This is a genomic window from Deltaproteobacteria bacterium (assembly GCA_016183235.1).
Classification (GTDB): Bacteria; UBA10199; UBA10199; order DSSB01; family JACPFA01; genus JACPFA01.
Genome location: JACPFA010000033.1, coordinates 13,124 through 28,567 on the forward strand (window position 1 = coordinate 13,124; position 15,444 = coordinate 28,567).

Annotated in this window: 18 protein-coding genes; 10 read left to right on the forward strand and 8 right to left on the reverse strand. The window is 46.9% G+C overall.

What is annotated here, in order from left to right; genetic code table 11:
* Window positions 1–11: 11 nt before the first annotated feature.
* The 7 genes from HYU97_07990 to HYU97_08020 form a co-directional block, all read right to left on the reverse strand.
* Entirely contained in the window at window positions 12–1,007 is a 996-nt protein-coding gene (locus HYU97_07990) for a VWA domain-containing protein (GenBank protein ID MBI2336684.1), read from the reverse strand.
* 2 nt (window positions 1,008–1,009) lie between these two features.
* Window positions 1,010–2,017 (reverse strand): VWA domain-containing protein, encoded by a 1,008-nt coding sequence (locus HYU97_07995; GenBank protein MBI2336685.1) that lies wholly within the window; start codon window positions 2,015–2,017, stop codon window positions 1,010–1,012.
* A complete protein-coding gene (locus HYU97_08000) occupies window positions 2,014–2,565 on the reverse strand; it encodes a hypothetical protein (protein ID MBI2336686.1) in 552 nt (183 codons plus the stop codon). The genes HYU97_07995 and HYU97_08000 overlap by 4 nt, the downstream gene beginning before the upstream one ends.
* A 161-nt stretch (window positions 2,566–2,726) precedes the next feature.
* Window positions 2,727–3,605, reverse strand: coding sequence for a DUF58 domain-containing protein (locus HYU97_08005; GenBank protein MBI2336687.1), 879 nt, complete (start codon window positions 3,603–3,605; stop codon window positions 2,727–2,729).
* Window positions 3,605–4,597, reverse strand: a complete 993-nt coding sequence (locus HYU97_08010) for a MoxR family ATPase (GenBank protein MBI2336688.1) — start codon at window positions 4,595–4,597, stop codon at window positions 3,605–3,607. Before HYU97_08010 ends, HYU97_08005 begins: the two co-directional genes overlap by 1 nt.
* A gap of 82 nt (window positions 4,598–4,679) precedes the next feature.
* Window positions 4,680–5,123, reverse strand: coding sequence for a PIN domain-containing protein (locus HYU97_08015; protein MBI2336689.1), 444 nt, complete (start codon window positions 5,121–5,123; stop codon window positions 4,680–4,682).
* Window positions 5,101–5,376, reverse strand: coding sequence for an AbrB/MazE/SpoVT family DNA-binding domain-containing protein (locus tag HYU97_08020; GenBank protein MBI2336690.1), 276 nt, complete (start codon window positions 5,374–5,376; stop codon window positions 5,101–5,103). Before HYU97_08020 ends, HYU97_08015 begins: the two co-directional genes overlap by 23 nt.
* 236 nt (window positions 5,377–5,612) lie before the next feature.
* Here HYU97_08020 and HYU97_08025 point away from each other — a divergent pair, with 236 nt between their 5' ends.
* Together HYU97_08025 and HYU97_08030 are read left to right on the forward strand one after the other, a co-directional pair.
* Complete coding sequence (locus tag HYU97_08025; GenBank protein MBI2336691.1) at window positions 5,613–5,852, forward strand: hypothetical protein; 240 nt, start codon at window positions 5,613–5,615, stop codon at window positions 5,850–5,852.
* Window positions 5,853–5,874: 22 nt separating this feature from the next.
* Window positions 5,875–6,228 (forward strand): aspartyl protease family protein, encoded by a 354-nt coding sequence (locus HYU97_08030; protein ID MBI2336692.1) that lies wholly within the window; start codon window positions 5,875–5,877, stop codon window positions 6,226–6,228.
* Here the strand turns inward: HYU97_08030 and dnaJ are convergent.
* Window positions 6,225–7,310 (reverse strand): molecular chaperone DnaJ, encoded by a 1,086-nt coding sequence (gene dnaJ, locus HYU97_08035; protein MBI2336693.1) that lies wholly within the window; start codon window positions 7,308–7,310, stop codon window positions 6,225–6,227. The two genes, HYU97_08030 and dnaJ, sit on opposite strands and share 4 nt — an antisense overlap.
* 145 nt (window positions 7,311–7,455) lie before the next feature.
* Between dnaJ and HYU97_08040 the strand changes: the two genes are divergently transcribed.
* Genes HYU97_08040 through HYU97_08075 form a run of 8 tightly spaced genes read left to right on the forward strand, consistent with a single transcriptional unit; the run spans window position 7,456 to window position 15,273 of the window.
* Window positions 7,456–7,830 carry a response regulator gene (locus HYU97_08040; GenBank protein MBI2336694.1) on the forward strand — a complete coding sequence of 125 codons (375 nt, stop codon included), beginning with the start codon at window positions 7,456–7,458 and terminating at the stop codon, window positions 7,828–7,830.
* A gap of 41 nt (window positions 7,831–7,871) precedes the next feature.
* Window positions 7,872–8,453 carry a hypothetical protein gene (locus HYU97_08045; GenBank protein MBI2336695.1) on the forward strand — a complete coding sequence of 194 codons (582 nt, stop codon included), beginning with the start codon at window positions 7,872–7,874 and terminating at the stop codon, window positions 8,451–8,453.
* 12 nt (window positions 8,454–8,465) lie between these two features.
* Window positions 8,466–9,992, forward strand: a complete 1,527-nt coding sequence (locus HYU97_08050; GenBank protein ID MBI2336696.1) for a PAS domain-containing protein — start codon at window positions 8,466–8,468, stop codon at window positions 9,990–9,992.
* Entirely contained in the window at window positions 9,967–10,779 is an 813-nt protein-coding gene (locus HYU97_08055; protein ID MBI2336697.1) for a protein-glutamate O-methyltransferase CheR, read from the forward strand. Before HYU97_08050 ends, HYU97_08055 begins: the two co-directional genes overlap by 26 nt.
* Window positions 10,780–10,792: 13 nt before the next feature.
* Complete coding sequence (locus HYU97_08060) at window positions 10,793–11,650, forward strand: transporter (protein MBI2336698.1); 858 nt, start codon at window positions 10,793–10,795, stop codon at window positions 11,648–11,650.
* Window positions 11,647–13,269, forward strand: coding sequence for a HAMP domain-containing protein (locus HYU97_08065; protein ID MBI2336699.1), 1,623 nt, complete (start codon window positions 11,647–11,649; stop codon window positions 13,267–13,269). The genes HYU97_08060 and HYU97_08065 overlap by 4 nt, the downstream gene beginning before the upstream one ends.
* A gap of 19 nt (window positions 13,270–13,288) precedes the next feature.
* Window positions 13,289–14,020 carry a response regulator gene (locus HYU97_08070; GenBank protein MBI2336700.1) on the forward strand — a complete coding sequence of 244 codons (732 nt, stop codon included), beginning with the start codon at window positions 13,289–13,291 and terminating at the stop codon, window positions 14,018–14,020.
* Window positions 14,017–15,273 carry a response regulator gene (locus HYU97_08075; GenBank protein ID MBI2336701.1) on the forward strand — a complete coding sequence of 419 codons (1,257 nt, stop codon included), beginning with the start codon at window positions 14,017–14,019 and terminating at the stop codon, window positions 15,271–15,273. The genes HYU97_08070 and HYU97_08075 overlap by 4 nt, the downstream gene beginning before the upstream one ends.
* Window positions 15,274–15,444 lie beyond the last annotated feature (171 nt).

Below are 15,444 nucleotides of genomic sequence, written 5' to 3' on the forward strand. Positions count from 1 at the left end.
AAGGGTGCTTTTCACAGCCGCTTCCTTCCTGCTAAAAAGGCCAAGACACGTTCTAATCCAAAAAAGAACCCAGCAAGTGCTAAGGGGTAACGATAGCGACTCACCCAAAGCTTCTTTTTACTCGAAGCAATCTCGGACGCTTCTAATTCGCGACGGATCCCTTTCAAATATAACTCCTCAAGATCGGCCCGCGCGATAAGCGAACGCACATAGGCCCCCCCGGTCTTTAAGGCTATTTCTTGCAAATGTGCCTCATTCAGGCGACTCACCACCATATTACCGCCACGATCCATTTTAAAACCCCCTTCGGGCAAGGGTATAGGGGCGCCCTGTTGGGTACCTATGCCCATGACATAAAGACGTATAGACTCTTGCTTAAGTTTTAGTAAGCTCAGCTCGAGCCCTGCACTATGATCTTCGCCATCGGTAAAGAGCAAAATAGCCTTATTTCGGCCCTTTTCTTCAAAAACTCTCCCAGCCAATTCAAGGGCACCTTTAAAATCAGTACCTTGCACACTCAAAGACTTAGGCGAAAGCTCATCAACAAATAGCCGCAACGCGCTATAATCGGTGGTTAGCGGGCTTTGCAAAATCGCCCTTCCAGCAAAAAGAATGAGCCCCACCCGATCGCCCTGCAACATATCGAACAAATCTTTGAGTTTGCGCCGCAAATGCTCAAGCCGATTGGGAGAAATATCTTGCGCTAACATCGACTCCGAAACATCGACTAAGAGCAACAGATCGATCCCCCGCCTCTTCACCACTTCTTCTTTCGTGCCCCACTGCGGTTCCATTAAAGTCACGATTAAAAAAACTGCAGTTAAAAATAAACTCAAAGACGAAAACAGCAGGAAGCTCGGGCGAAACCCAGGGAGAATTTTAGGATAGAGGCGATCGCCCAAGCCCTGCAAGCGATGCAAAACTTTGCGATAACGATAAACGAACAAAAACAATAAGCCAAAGGCCAAAAATATTAAAAAAATATAATTAGGATGATTAAATCGCATTTTTAAGGCTCCACCGTTTTAATCCAAAAAGCGACAATGCATCCATAAAGCAGCAAACCCAAAAGACTTGCCCCCACGAGGAAAGGAAACAACTCGGTTACAACTTCATATTGTTTAACTTTAACTTCGGTTTTTTCCATTTTATCGATGGTGGCGTAAATAGATTGAAGTTTTTTGGTATCGGTAGCGAAAAAATATTCTCCTCCTGTGATTTGTGCGATCTGCTTTAAAGATTCTTCATCAAAATCCATTTTCACGCGCACCAACCGATCCCCAAAAGGAGAGCGTTGCATAATAGGAACTAACCCCTCGGTCGCCACTCCAATCGTATAAACTTTGATAGCTAAGGCCTTGGCTAACTCTGCTGCCTTGAGCGGTGGAATCATACCGGCATTGTTTTTGCCATCGGTTAGCAAAACAATAACCTTAGATTTACTTGAGCTGTCTTTTAACCGTTTAACCGCTAGGGCTAGCCCATCGCCAATGGCCGTGGCTTCACCGGCAATACCCACTTTAATTTTAGTTACAAATTGTGTCAGCACATCATAATCTAAGGTCAAGGGGCTTTGGGTGTAAGCCAGATCGCCAAATACCACCATGCCAATGCGATCGGATAAGCGATTGCGAATAAAATCCGTGACCACTTTTTTCACAACGGTTAAACGGTTCACAGGTTTACCCCCCAACTCGAAATCAAGTGCATCCATGCTCCCGCTGGCATCGATCACTAACACAAGATCAATCCCCTCCGTTTCGATTTCGGTTGAACGAGTGCCCCACTGGGGGCGAGCAAAACCCAAAAAACATAAAAACAAACTCAAAAACAAAATGGCTTTAGGCAACAAGGCGCGCAGCCGGTCTTGCCACCCTACAAAAGACGACAAATAAGTTGCCAAAGGAAAGTTTAAAACAACTTTGCGCCTCAACCAGCGAGGCAAAAAGATAAGCCCCAAAGGAATGAACAGCAAAAGCAATAACCAAGGCGAATCCAAACGAAAAAAATATTTCATGCGGCCTTACTCCCAACAACATTTTCAGGCGGCCGTACCGCAGTTTGCAAAATCATTCGTAAATGTTTGACCGAATTAAGTATTTCGTCTTTCGAGGGAAAATATTTGGCAAACTTGGCCATTTCAGAAACTTGAATAATGAAATTTAGCTGATTTTCTTTTTCTTTACCAAAGGGCAAAGTTGCTAGTTGGGCTTTTAATTCTCGTTCGGTTGCTTCAACGGCGGGAATCTTCCATTCTTCTTCTAAAAATCTGCGAAAGATTTCTGAAAATTCAAAATAAAACGGGCGGATTTGATTTTTTTCAAGGAGGCGCTTTGCCACCAACTGATCAAGGGCTATTAAGGCACGATCCATCGGTGACTGAGGAGGCATTAAAATCGGACGAGACTTTTTTAAATACTTAACAAGTTTCTTAAGCAAGAAAAACAAGAGCAGCCCAACCAAAAGCAGCCCGATCAAGTAAAGCCAAGTTAAATCCCACTTGAGTAGATCTTTGACCTCCAAGATGTCTTGCATTTCTTCAATAGTTTTAGGCAACAACCTCATATACTAATTCCCTGGGACCTCTAAAAAGGGCCCAGATGCAAGGCGCCCGCAAAGACGCGACCGGAGCGTATATGGAAATACGTGAGGATCGCGGCTTTGCGGGCAATCCTTCGCTTGCGCTCTGGACAGGCTCTGCGGATGGGTCATTTTTAGAGGTCCCATTAATACATTCTTTTTTCACGTAGGCGGAAGAACTTTAGTAGGGGATCAATAAAATCTTTATTTTGATTAATGACCACACTATCCACCCCCACTCGATTAAAAAGTTTTTCCTTTTGTTTGAGTTGCGCTTGAGAAAATTCTAAAAATTTTTGGCGTATTTTTTTTTGAGTGGTATCCACGACGATTTCAAAACCCGTTTCGGGGTCTTGTAAATGCACCAACCCCAAAGGGGGTAATGATAATTCCGACATATCGTAAAACAAGGCACAAATCACATCGTGCCGCTTGCCTGCCATGCCTAGGGCCTTTTCATAATCGGCGGCTTGAAAATCAGAAATGACAAAGCAAATAGACCGGCGGGTTAAGACCTTGAGCAAGGTTTCAAGCGGAGGGTTTAAATCGGTCTGTCGATATTCAGGTTGAAAGGTAAGGATTTCTTTGATCACATGATAAACATGGCTTTTGCCTTTTTTGGGGGGAATAAATTTTTCAACTCGATCGGTAAAAATCATTAATCCAACTTTATCGTTATTTTTAATCGCGGCAAAAGCCAGCAGGGCGGCTACTTCTGCAAAGGTTTCTTTTTTTAGGCGATTCTGGGTGCCATATTCACCCGAGGCGCTGGCATCGACTAAAAGCATCATGGTGAGTTGTCGTTCTTCACGAAAAATTTTGATGTGGGGCTTGTTGGTGCGAGCGGTGACATTCCAATCGATTGAGCGAATATCATCACCGGCTTGATATTCTCTTACTTCTTCAAATTCGATCCCCTGCCCTCGAAAGCTACTTTTATATTCACCCGAAAAGATCTCGTTGGCCAAGTGATTGGTTTTGATGTGGAGTAATTTGATTTTTTGTAAAACTTCTTTAGAAAGCATCATGGAACTTCGACATGGTCAAAGATTTTTTTAATCACATCGTCCGAAGTAAGCCCTTCGGCTTCGGCCTCGTAAGTAAGCAAGAGCCGGTGGCGCAGCACATCAAGGCCGACTTCTTTAACATCTTGCGGTGTCACAAAGGCCCTACCCTCTAAAAATGCATGGCAGCGGGCCGCTTGATAAAGATAAATGGAGGCACGCGGGGAGGCCCCGAATTGTAAATAATTTTCAATCCCAATTTTAAGCTTAGCCGGTTCGCGAGTACTAAAGACCAATCGCACAATATATTCTTTAATTTTGGGATCCACATAAATACGGCCAATCACTTCCATAATGCGCTGCAATTTTTCGAGCGTAAAAAAGGCTTGCACTTGTTCAAAATTCTTTTCTAACTGGATGGCCCGATCCATGATGGCGATTTCTTCTTCAAAATTAGGGTAACTGACATGCAGTTTAAACATGAAGCGATCCATTTGCGCTTCAGGCAACGGATAAGTCCCTTCTTGTTCAATGGGGTTTTGCGTTGCCAGTACAATAAAAGGAAACCCTAATTTAAAAGTTTGTTCACCGATGGTGACCTGGCGCTCTTGCATGGCCTCAAGCAAGGCGCTTTGCACCTTAGCGGGCGCCCGATTGATTTCGTCGGCCAAAATAACATTGGCAAAAACCGGGCCTTTTTTAACCAAAAATTCCTGGTCTTTGGGATTATAAATCTGAGTTCCAATCACATCGGCGGGCAGTAAATCGGGGGTAAATTGAATCCGTTGAAACTTGGTGCCTAATACCTTGGCCAAGGTTTTTACCACCGTGGTTTTAGCCAGCCCCGGCACCCCTTCCACCAAGATGTGACCTTGCAAAAAGATCCCCATCAATAGGCGTTCTATCATGTAACGCTGACCCACCACAACTTTGGCGACTTCTTCAACCGCACCAGCCAAAATCCCATGACATTCTTTAACGAGTAAGGTTGTTTTTTCGATTTCTGGATTCATTATCTTCGTACCTCCTTAAAAGTACCTTGAGTAGCATATACTACGTACTAAAGACAACGAAGGGTTTTTGGGTTTGGGAAATTTATTCCGAAGGTTGCAAGATACTTACTTCTTCAAATGACAAATGGCCAAAATGCTGAATATTCCACGTGTAAAGAGAAGGAATTTGCATCCGCAAGGCCGCTTGAACGATCAGGGCATCGTAGAGAATCCCTCCCTTTAACGCCGTCTTGCAAACTCGGGCCATGGCTGCAAAATAATCTGCCTTTTTCAACTCGATAATAGAAAAATTTTTTGCAAAATTATTTTGCATGAGTTCCAAAGCTAATTCAGAACTAATGCGTGGTTGAATGGGCATAGCAGTAAGAACCGCAAAGGCCTCTGCCAAACTATGACTACACAAGTAACCTTTTATCTTCCCATCCATTACTTTTTTGATGAGCGCAAAGGAGGCTTGATGATGCCTATGTTCTTTAAGCGTAGCCGCCACCATCACTGATGTATCAATCAGAATGGGTGATTTCATGAATGCGGCCTTCACGCAGATTATCTAATATTGGGTCGGAATCGATAGGTGCTTTTTCTTTGCTAGTCACGATTAAAAACCCTGATTTATTTTCCAGTTTGGGTTTTGATTGGATGGGTTGAAGCAAAATCCCTCGTTTGGTCTTATGGACCTGCAGGGTTGAGCCTGCACCCAGAGCATACTCTTTACGAATTTCAGCAGGGATAACCACACGCCCTGCTTTATCAATGGGTAAGATTCCATGCTTTTCCATTGCCCACACTTACCATATATTAATACCATTAATCAATACCATAATTATGTGGGTGGTAATGCCTCAGTGACGGGTGGTTCGCTGTCATCCTCGCCCTGATCGGGGGCGGGAATGACACAACACTTTTTCCACCCGTCACTGAAGCATTACGTTTTTGGCATTTAAATACTTTATATTTTAATTCTCTTGTGATATTCGAAAGTTGAATTAAAAAGCAAATTCTTTAAAGGGCCTTTATGGAAAGAATAATGACCTGGGAGGAAATAAAAGAATCTTTTCCGAATGAGTGGCTTCGCGTTGTGGATTATGAGATTGATGAATCAGGAAAATTAAAATCCGGCAAAGTTCTTTACCATTCCCCTTCCAAACACGAGGTGTATTCAAAGCCTCTTTCTGGTCAATCAGAGGCCTTCTGGTATACAGGAAAGTCTAGCTTCTCTGGATTACGAAGTCATGTCGAACATAACGACCTTTGACACTTCTGAACATCACATCTATGTGACCTCTTCTATCGTTGACAAGTTTGGTATTGCTCACACCTTCCGTGGCATTTTAGATACTGGCGCTCCTACTACAGAATTTTCGGATGAATTTTTAAATACTATTGGTTTATTAAAATCCAACCAAAAATTGAATATTGAAGTTTCCCCATTCGAACAAACCAAGAAATATGGGAAGCTTACTATTCCAAAGATAAAATGTCTGGGACAAGAAATAGAAAATGTTGCGGTTAGAGTTGCCAAATTTGCAGAAGGATGGGGAATTGATGCTTTAATTGGACTCGATTTTTTCCGACTTTTTCGCGTAACAATTGACTATCAATCAGGCTCTGTGATTACAGAACCGTTCTAATATCCGAAAAAACCTTTTTTCTTTTTTGCGGGTTGGAGGGTTTGAAATTCTTCGAGCAAGGCCTTTTGCTCGTGGGTCAAGTGTTTAGGGGTATTAACAAAAATGGAAACATGTAATTTCCCTCTTCCTTTACCATTGACTCGTGGCATCCCTTGGTTAGCCAATGTCAACACTTCACCCGTATCGGTGCCTGCAGGTATTTTCAATTTGGCTTCACCATCAGGAGTTGTAACGATAACTTCGGCACCCAAGGCAGCATCGACCATCGAAATATCGTAACGCATCATCAAATCATCTCCCTCGCGTTTAAAATGGGGGTCTTCTTTGACGAAAATAAACACATAAAGGTCGCCGTGGGGGGCATTCACTTCACCGGCATTGCCTTCACCTGCTAAACGCAAACGCATATTATTGTCGACTCCAGCGGGGATTTTAACTTTAATTTTTTTACTAAGCCGCACCTTGCCATGACCACGACAATCTTCGCAGTATTGATCGATCACCATTCCCGTACCATGGCAGCGATGGCAAGTGCTGCTAATGGCAAAAAATCCCTGACTGCGTAAAATTTGGCCTTGGCCATGGCAGGTATTACAAACCTTAGGCGCACAATCAGGCGGATAACCCTTACCTCTACAAAGTTCACAGGCCTCTTGCCTGGTGATTTGAATCTCTTTTTCTAAACCCGTAAAGGCTTCTTGAAAAGTGATGTTTAAATCATAGCGAAGATCTTCCCCAGATCTCGGCCCTCTTTGTTTACCACCCCGACCGCCAAAACCAAAAAATTCTTCGAAAATATCACCAAAACTAGAAAAAATATCGTCAACATCCGAAAAGCCGGCGTGGAACCCGCCGCTTTGAAGCCCTTCATGCCCGTAGCGATCATAAATGGCCCTTTTTTCAGCACTACTTAGAACTTCGTAGGCCTCGCTGGCCTCTTTAAATTTCGTTTCAGCTTCAGCATCGGGGTTGCGATCGGGGTGAAATTCAAAAGCAATTTTGCGATAAGCTCGTTTGACATCGTCGGTGCTGGCATTGCGAGTAACCGACAAGATTTCATAGTAATCACGTTTGGTAGCCATGAAGGTAAACTCCGATTTTTACATAAGCATCCTAGGGGCCAAGGTCAATACTTATGGTGTCAATACTTATGGGTTAAAAAGATTTTCAGCCCTTTTTATGTCTTTTTATTGCTAACTTTTTACTACAGGGTTAAAATTTTCTTCAATGTCTCCTTCCTTACCCCATATTCTTATTGCAGATGACGAGCCTGAGCTGTGTGATGTGCTTAAGAAGGTGTTGTGCAAGGAAGGTTACCGAGTTTTAACGGCTACGACGGGAGAAAAAGCCCTGGCACTCCTTAAAAAAGAAAGGGTTCGGCTCCTCTTGCTTGACCTGAAAATGCCGGGAATTAACGGCCTTGAGGTCTTAAAGGAGATTCATCAAGGTTTTACAAAACCAGCGCCCCAGGTGGTAATCCTCACGGCTCATAGCGGTCTTAGCTCGGCACGAGAAGCGATGGAGCTAGGGGCCACTGATTATCTCACCAAGCCTTTTGACCTTGATGAAGTGAAGGCAGTCGTCAAGGAGGTGCTTGGGTGAGGTGTCTGGTCTATATCCCCATTCTTCACACAACAAGTGACATGGGCACGCTGGCCCCCTCCATGAGAGAGGCGTATATCAAGAAGTTCGGCAAGCAAAAGTGGAATGAACATGTCCGAGTCATTGATGAAATGTGGAGTGGAATCCAGCAGAAGATTCAGCAAATGAATTTTTCCTACAAGAAGGTCAAGGTTTATCAAGACGGTCTTCCTGTTTGTGGAATGGAAAAACAGATCATTGCCGATTTGGCAAAAAAAGGGAGCCCGAACCACAAACTGGTTCAATGGATGATGCGTAAGGGGGCAACCCTTGTAGGTACCGAGGATCCCAAGCTCCTTCTGGAAGAGTATCATCACATCAGGCAGATTACCCAAGCCAAGACCCACCATGAACGTGAAAAACGGGTGCATGAATTCGAAGAGCAAAGTGCGGAACTCTTGCAAAAAAGGGATAAAAAGATGAGTGCCCAAATCGGCTCAACACTCAAAAAAGGGGAAACGGGGGTCCTTTTTATCGGCCTCCTTCACCGAGTGGATGAGTGGTTGGCCAAAGATATCCGCACCAGCTATCTCATCCACCGTCTTCCGTTTTGGCGAAGTTTGGAAATGAAGAAGGGGGCCTGAGGGGCGCATTCTATGATTTTGCTTGATGATATTTTAAAATGGTTTCCGAGCCGGGAGAAGGGATGGGTCGGGGAAACAACTTTCTCGGCATGTCCCCTTCCGTACGTTGTCTGCAACAAAAATTTTTTGATCGTGGCGGCCAACCCCGCCTTTGCCCGTTTTTTTAAAATCCCGTTGGAAAGACTCAAGGGGAAAACCCTTTTTCAGACCCTGGGAAATAACAAGATCACTCTCACTGCCGACGGAAAGAAATATTCGCAAATCACTAGCCTGTCATCCGTTGTCAAGCAACAAAATCCAAAAATCCTCCAGGGAGAATTCCCGAAACTCGGCACAAGGGTCTTTCATGTTTTTATGCGAATGCTCCCACCGAATGTCCTTGTCCTTTTTCAGGACATCACGGGGGCCAAAGAGCTGGAAGACAAAATTTCAAAGAGCCGCTTCGCACTTCTCTCGATCTTTGACGGGATCGACGATCCCATGGTGATGATCGGTAAAGATTTTAGAATCAAGCGGATCAACGAGACGATGCTGAAGACGATGTCAAAGTCTGAAACAGGAGACTCCTACAAAAATTTTATCGGAAAGGCCTGTTGGTACAAGCTTCACGGGCGAAGAGAGCAGTGCCCTGGGTGCACTGCGGGCAAGACCTTTGCTAGGGGAAAGAAGACTTCGCGGATGGGGCCCCTCCAGGCACGAAAGGATGCCGAAGACTTCAGCTACCAGATCACCTGTTACCCTCTGAAAGATGCCGCGGGGAAGATTATGGGAATCGCGGAGGGCTACCGAGACATTACCGAGATTCGAAGGGTCGAAGAAGAACTCTACGAGTCGGAGCGGAGCCGAATCATGGAACCGCTTGCCGCGGGGATTGCGCACGAAATCCGAAACCCCCTGGCGATCGTCAGATCGACCGCCCAGTATTGTCTGGGAGAGGTTCATGAAAACAAGGACCTTAAGGAGAGCCTGGAGACGATCATCAGGGCCACTGAGAATGCCGATCGTGTTGTTGGCGATCTCCTCGACTTTGCACGCCCCCAGCAGATCGGCTTTCAAGCAAGGCCGATGAAACCGCTCTTGGAACAGGTCCTCCGGCTGATCAAGGTGCGCGCAAAGAATCAAAAGGTGAAAATCAGAAAAACAATCCCGAAAGGGCTCCTCCCCATTTTCGTCGACGAGAAGCGATTCCAACAGGCCCTCCTCAATCTTCTGATGAACTCCCTGGATGCAATGCCCCAGGGAGGGAGGATCAACCTTGAGGTCTGGATGAATTCCGGTGGGAAGAGATATCACATCGTGATTCGAGACACGGGCAAGGGGGTCCCCGAAGAGATAATCTCGAAGGCCTTCCAGCCCTTCTACAGCACCAAAAAAGATGGGGTGGGACTGGGACTCCCCTTGGCCGAGGCGATCATTCGGTCCCATGGAGGGCGGATCCGTTTCAAGAGCTGGGAAGGGAGAGGCTCTGATGTGAGCATTGAACTCCCACGGACACTGAGGAAAAATCATAAGAATGGTGGAGTTGGTTCAAATTCTTAAGTGCCTCTACGAAAAGACAGGGTGCGATTTTCGTGAATATCGGCAGAGTACCCTCCTGCGACGGATCGCCCGGAGAATGCATGCCACCGGTTCACCCACCTACCAGGCCTACCTCGATCGCCTCACCGGAGAGAATGTTGAATCCCACAATCTCTTAAAAGAACTCACGATCCACGTGACGGAGTTCTTTCGGGAACCGGAGCACTGGGAGACGGTCGCCAAAAAGGTTTTTCCTGATCGCCTTGCACAACGAACGCATGACACGGTGAAGATTTGGTCGGCAGGGTGTGCAACGGGAGAAGAGGCTTATTCGCTGGCCATCCTCATTGAAGAAGCTCGATGTCAGAGATCCGAGGTCAGAATCCTCGGGACCGACCTCGACGAGAGTTCACTCCTCTCAGCGCGGGAGGGAACCTATTCAGAAGCGAAATTAAAAAATCTGCCGATTCCTCTTCGAGAGAAATATCTTCAGAGGGGGGGAAAGGGATATCAAATTGTTCCCGTAATTCGGAGGTCGGTTCAGTTCCGGCGTCTCGATCTTGTCGGTGGGGAGTGTCCGGGGACCTTCGACCTCATCTCCTGTCGCAATGTCCTGATCTACTTTTCCAAGGAGTTGCAAGAAACGGTCCTCCTCAAACTTCACCGGGCCCTGAATCCGAACGGCTTCCTCTGGCTCGGCAAGGCGGAGTCGCTTTGGGGAAGGCCCCGTGAACTTTTTGAATGCGTCGACAAGAGGGCGAAGATTTTCAGAAAAGGATTTAATGTTTGTGAATCCGGTGAGTTATGATAGGTTCTACTCGATGAAAAATGTTTTCGTTATGCTCTTAACGGCATTTCTTGTTTTTGGAACAAGTCGGTTGGCTGTTGCCGAAGAGGAAAAGGAGCGAGGGTATCAACAACCGCTGCAAGAGGTCTTTCAAACAGAGGTAGTCTATCCTCAAGAGAAGGGTGAGGTTCAACTAACCATCGCCCCAAGATTTAGCGAAGGGGATGCCCAGAATATCATTCAAATTCCCCTTTCAATCGAATATGGAATAACGGACGCCTGGCAGATCGAATTAGAATGGGATGCCTTTGTCAATCGAGATCCAACAGCCGGAGGCGCTACGCGGGGGATTGGCGATCTGGAAATTGGCACCAAATACAGTTTCATGAACATTGCAGACTGGGCTTTTCACGTCGCTGCTGGTTTTGAGATAAGCCTCCCGCTGGGTGATCTTAACAAGGAACTCACGGAGGGCTTTATTGAATATGAGCCTTTTTTTATCCTGGCGAAAGACTTTCCAAAACTCAACAATAGTCAGATTTTTACGCAATTTGGTATAAGCCTTGTCCAGCGCATCAAAAATCATACCGACCCAGATGAGGACGAACCTGCTGCCCATGAGTTGAACTGGAACATTGGATTCTTTGTTCCCGCGGGACCCATTCGCTTCACCACCGAGTTCAACTGGAGAAACAACAGGTGGAATAATGACGGCGAAGAAAACCAAATGTACCTGACACCGGGCTTGGTATGGGACCTTCCCAAAACGTGGGAACTTGGCTTGGGCATCCCCATCGGTCTTAATGGAACCTCAGACAATTTCCGGGTGATCGCCATGTTGACGTATGAGTTTCGTCTATTAAATTCTCAGTCTGCAAGGGAGGAAAAATGAAGATAAAAAGCAGGCTGACCCTTGGTTTTCTGGGGATGGTGATGCTTTGTATTGTCGTTGGGTATGTGGGGTATACGGGAAATGGTAAGATCATCGAAGACTTTGACATCATCGTAGACGAAACGGCCCCAGAGTTGGTTGTCTTGGGGAGGGTTAAGGCCCTCTCAAACAGCTTGCAAACCGAGGCCGTGAGCCTTGCGTTACTTCCGTTGATTAAGGGAGATGAAAACGAACTGCGAGAGGAACTGCGCCAATTCGAAGAGGTAAATCAGGAGTTGGACAAGACCCTTGCGGGAACCGTGGAGCCTCCTGGGCAAAAAGCTGAGGAACTTACCGAAGGAGAAGAGGCCTCTCTTTTCGAAAAGATCAAAGAAGGCAAGTCAAAACTCTATCAGGCATCGCTTAACCTCGTCAGGGTCGCGAAGGAGGAACGAGGGATTGAGGCGATTTTGGAGGCAAAAGAAGAACTCGAAACAGCTGAGGAGGCATTGAATACAGTCATTAAGTTGCGCTTTGATTCAGAGGTTCAAGAATTAAAAAGGCGGGATGATCATGCCGATGAAACGGGCGCTCGCACAAGAACGGTGATCCTTACCGTCAGCGCGATTTCTATTTTTCTCGCCTTTCTTTTGGGATTCTTCATTTCTCGCTCCATTGTGATTCCTATCTCAAGGCTGCGAATGGCAACGGTGGTGATGTCACAAGGAGATCTCTCGGTGAGATCCGATGTGAAATCCAGAGATGAGATCGGAGAATTATCGGTCTCCTTCAATACCATGGCCGATTCGATCCAAGACAAAAACGAAGAGCTCCAGACCTTCAACGAGGAGTTGCAGACTTCAAACGAAGAACTCAAGGCAACGACGGAGGAGCTGGAGGCCAGCAACGAGGAATTGACGTCTTCCAACGAAGAGATCGAGGCGGCTAATGAAGAACTTCGGGAGGCCCAAGAAAAGTTGGTCCAACAAGAAAAACTGGCGGCGGTGGGACAACTCGCCTCGGGGATTGGGCACGAACTCCGAAATCCGCTCGGTGTGCTGAAGAACGCCGTCTATTACATTAAAACAAAGGTGGGGATGGAAGACGAGAAACTTGCGAAGCACCTGCGCATCATGGAAAAAGAAATCGATAATTCGACGAAGATCATCGGCGATCTCTTGGGTTTCTCCCGCACGCGCAAGCCCGATATCGCCCCGACCGACATCCATCGCGTGATCGAAGATGCCATCTCGGCGGTCGAGTTGCCAACGAACGTGCGAATTTCAAAGGAGTTTGACAAGCAGCTCCCGCAGGCAATGGTCGATCCGGATCAAATGCGTCAGGTCTTTTTGAATCTCGCCTTGAATGCCATCCAGTCGATGAACGAAGGCGGGATGCTGACCGTGGCAACCCGTCGGTCCAACGCATGGGTCGAAATCCAATTCAGGGACACCGGCAGCGGTATCCCACAGGAGCATTTGAAAAAACTCTTCGATCCCTTTTTTACCACAAAGGCCCGCGGTGTTGGCCTTGGGCTGGCCGTTTCTCACGGAATCATCGAACGGCACAACGGAAGGATCGAGGTTCAGAGCGTGGTCGGGAAAGGGACGACTTTTACCATCTTGCTATCGACCGGTTAGAAAAGACAAGGAGGAACCCATGACCGAAAAAAATGTGAACATTCTTGTCGTGGACGATCAAATAGGGATGCTCGAGACGTTCACCGACATCCTGGCAGACCGCGGCTTTCGCGTCGAGACCGCCGAGGACGGCTTCACTGCGATCGACAAGGTCAAAAAAGACTCTTTCGATATCATCTTCATGGACATCAAGATGCCGGGGATCAATGGGGTCCAAACCTTTCGCGAGATCAGAAAGATCAATGAAAAGACCCGAGTGATCATGATGACCGCTTACGCCGTGGAGGATTTGATCAAGGAGGCGATCGAGGAAGGGGCCTACACGGTCATCTACAAACCGTTTGACATGGACAAGGTCATCCGAACGATCGAACGGGTCTTAAAGACCCAGCTCATCCTGGTGGTCGATGACCGCCTGGAAGACCGGGAAACCTTCAAGGATCTGCTGGAAACTCGCGGGTATAAGGTCGCGACCGCCCAGAGCGGGCGTGAGGCGATCGAGCTTCTTCGAAAGGGGGACAACTTCGACATTATCTTCCTCGACGTGAAGATGCCGGAGTTTGATGGTATCGCGACCTTCGATGAGATCCATAAGTTAACACCTGAAATCCCGGTGATCATGGTCACCGCCTACACCGCCGAAGAGATCACCAAAGAGGCCCTAAACAAGGGCGCCTACGCCTGCCTTTTCAAGCCGATCGACATGGAGAGGCTAGTCAAGCTCCTGGATGAAGTGGCCGAGCTGAAGTGAAATCTACGAATCCACTACCCATCATGGTTGTCGATGACGATCCCGGTACGCGGGGGACGTTGTTTGATATCCTGGAGGATTGGCATTATCAACCGATCATCTTTGAGAGCGGTAACGAGGCGATCAAGGCCTATGCCCAAAACCCGGTCAGCGTGATCCTTGCCGATATCCAGCTCCCCGACATGAGCGGCCTCGAGGTCCTTCAGACCGTGCGGGAGATCAACCCGGATGTCGCCGTTGTCATCATGAGCGGTCACGCGAGCCTCGAAAATGCGATCCAAGCCCTCAATCAGGGGGCAACCGCCTACCTTGAAAAACCGCTCAACATGGAGGAACTGCAGGCACTCCTCAAGAAGGCCCATCGCGAGGCGCGCCTCTCCCAAGAAAACAAGCGGCTTATCGATCATCTCCAGCTCGCGAATCAGAAACTTGAAAAGATTGCCCGAGAACTCGACACCAAAAACCGCGATCTCGCCCATCTTACCGCGGAGATGGAACAGCTCCTTCACATTGTTTCCCATGATCTCAAGTCGCCACTCATTAATATACAGGGGTTCACCCATCGCTTGGAGGAGGAGTTTTGTCTTCTGAGGGATTCGCTAAAGAGCCTTCGGATTGAGGAAACATCGGGTACTGCAGGCGCTGCACCGGCGGAGGTGATGGCTCGCTTTGAAAAGAGGGGGGAGCAGTCTTTTGCCTTTATCAAAAAGGGGGTCGATAAAATGGATCAAATGATCCAGAGCCTCTTGCGTCTTTCCAAGATTGGGCGACAGGCCGATCCCTTTGAGGAGAAAGATTTCAACGTCTTATTGGGCGATATACGGGGTGTATTTTCTCATCAGTTGGAGCAGGAGAAAATTGACTTTGTCTGCCACCCCCTGCCCCACCTCCATTGCCGTGCCAATGAGATAAGCCAGGTCTTTTCTAATCTGATCGCCAATGCCATTAATTATATGGGGGAAAAATTCCCCAAAGCAATTGAGGTTCGGTGTGTCTCGACCAACGGCGCTTTTCAGTTTTCCGTTGCAGACACAGGGATTGGCATCGAAGAAAAAGATTTTGAGAAGATCTTCAAAATATTTTCACGTCTCGGGGAGAAACCAGTCAAGGGAGAGGGGCTCGGGCTTACCATTGTGAGGAAAATTATCCATGGCCATGGGGGGAGGATTTGGGTACAATCTAAAAAGGGGCAAGGAAGCACGTTTTATTTTACACTCCCAAAGGAGTCTCATGGAACCACCCAAGCCAATTGATATTCTCTTGCAAAAACCCCCTTCATTTTTAAAAAAATATTTTTGGGATGTTGATTTTGAGCCCCTCTCCCTCGATCAACACCGGGTTTATATCCTTAAAAGGATTTTGGAATTTGGAGATGAAAAGGCCGTCTCGTGGATGAAACAGAACTTTACAAGAGACGAAATAAA

Bases quoted from the DNA above. Each gene is read 5' to 3' on its own strand.
- HYU97_08060 (MBI2336698.1), top strand. From the start codon at position 10,793: ATGAAAAATGTTTTCGTTATGCTCTTAACGGCATTTCTTGTTTTTGGA.
- HYU97_08000 (MBI2336686.1), bottom strand. From the start codon at position 2,565: ATGAGGTTGTTGCCTAAAACTATTGAAGAAATGCAAGACATCTTGGAG.
- dnaJ (MBI2336693.1), bottom strand. From the start codon at position 7,310: ATGGCTACCAAACGTGATTACTATGAAATCTTGTCGGTTACTCGCAAT.
- HYU97_08025 (MBI2336691.1), top strand. From the start codon at position 5,613: ATGGAAAGAATAATGACCTGGGAGGAAATAAAAGAATCTTTTCCGAAT.
- HYU97_08065 (MBI2336699.1), top strand. From the start codon at position 11,647: ATGAAGATAAAAAGCAGGCTGACCCTTGGTTTTCTGGGGATGGTGATG.
- HYU97_07990 (MBI2336684.1), bottom strand. From the start codon at position 1,007: ATGCGATTTAATCATCCTAATTATATTTTTTTAATATTTTTGGCCTTT.
- HYU97_08010 (MBI2336688.1), bottom strand. From the start codon at position 4,597: ATGAATCCAGAAATCGAAAAAACAACCTTACTCGTTAAAGAATGTCAT.
- HYU97_08005 (MBI2336687.1), bottom strand. From the start codon at position 3,605: ATGCTTTCTAAAGAAGTTTTACAAAAAATCAAATTACTCCACATCAAA.
- HYU97_08055 (MBI2336697.1), top strand. From the start codon at position 9,967: ATGGTGGAGTTGGTTCAAATTCTTAAGTGCCTCTACGAAAAGACAGGG.
- HYU97_08070 (MBI2336700.1), top strand. From the start codon at position 13,289: ATGACCGAAAAAAATGTGAACATTCTTGTCGTGGACGATCAAATAGGG.
- HYU97_08050 (MBI2336696.1), top strand. From the start codon at position 8,466: ATGATTTTGCTTGATGATATTTTAAAATGGTTTCCGAGCCGGGAGAAG.
- HYU97_08045 (MBI2336695.1), top strand. From the start codon at position 7,872: ATGGGCACGCTGGCCCCCTCCATGAGAGAGGCGTATATCAAGAAGTTC.
- HYU97_08015 (MBI2336689.1), bottom strand. From the start codon at position 5,123: ATGAAATCACCCATTCTGATTGATACATCAGTGATGGTGGCGGCTACG.
- HYU97_08040 (MBI2336694.1), top strand. From the start codon at position 7,456: ATGTCTCCTTCCTTACCCCATATTCTTATTGCAGATGACGAGCCTGAG.
- HYU97_07995 (MBI2336685.1), bottom strand. From the start codon at position 2,017: ATGAAATATTTTTTTCGTTTGGATTCGCCTTGGTTATTGCTTTTGCTG.
- HYU97_08020 (MBI2336690.1), bottom strand. From the start codon at position 5,376: ATGGAAAAGCATGGAATCTTACCCATTGATAAAGCAGGGCGTGTGGTT.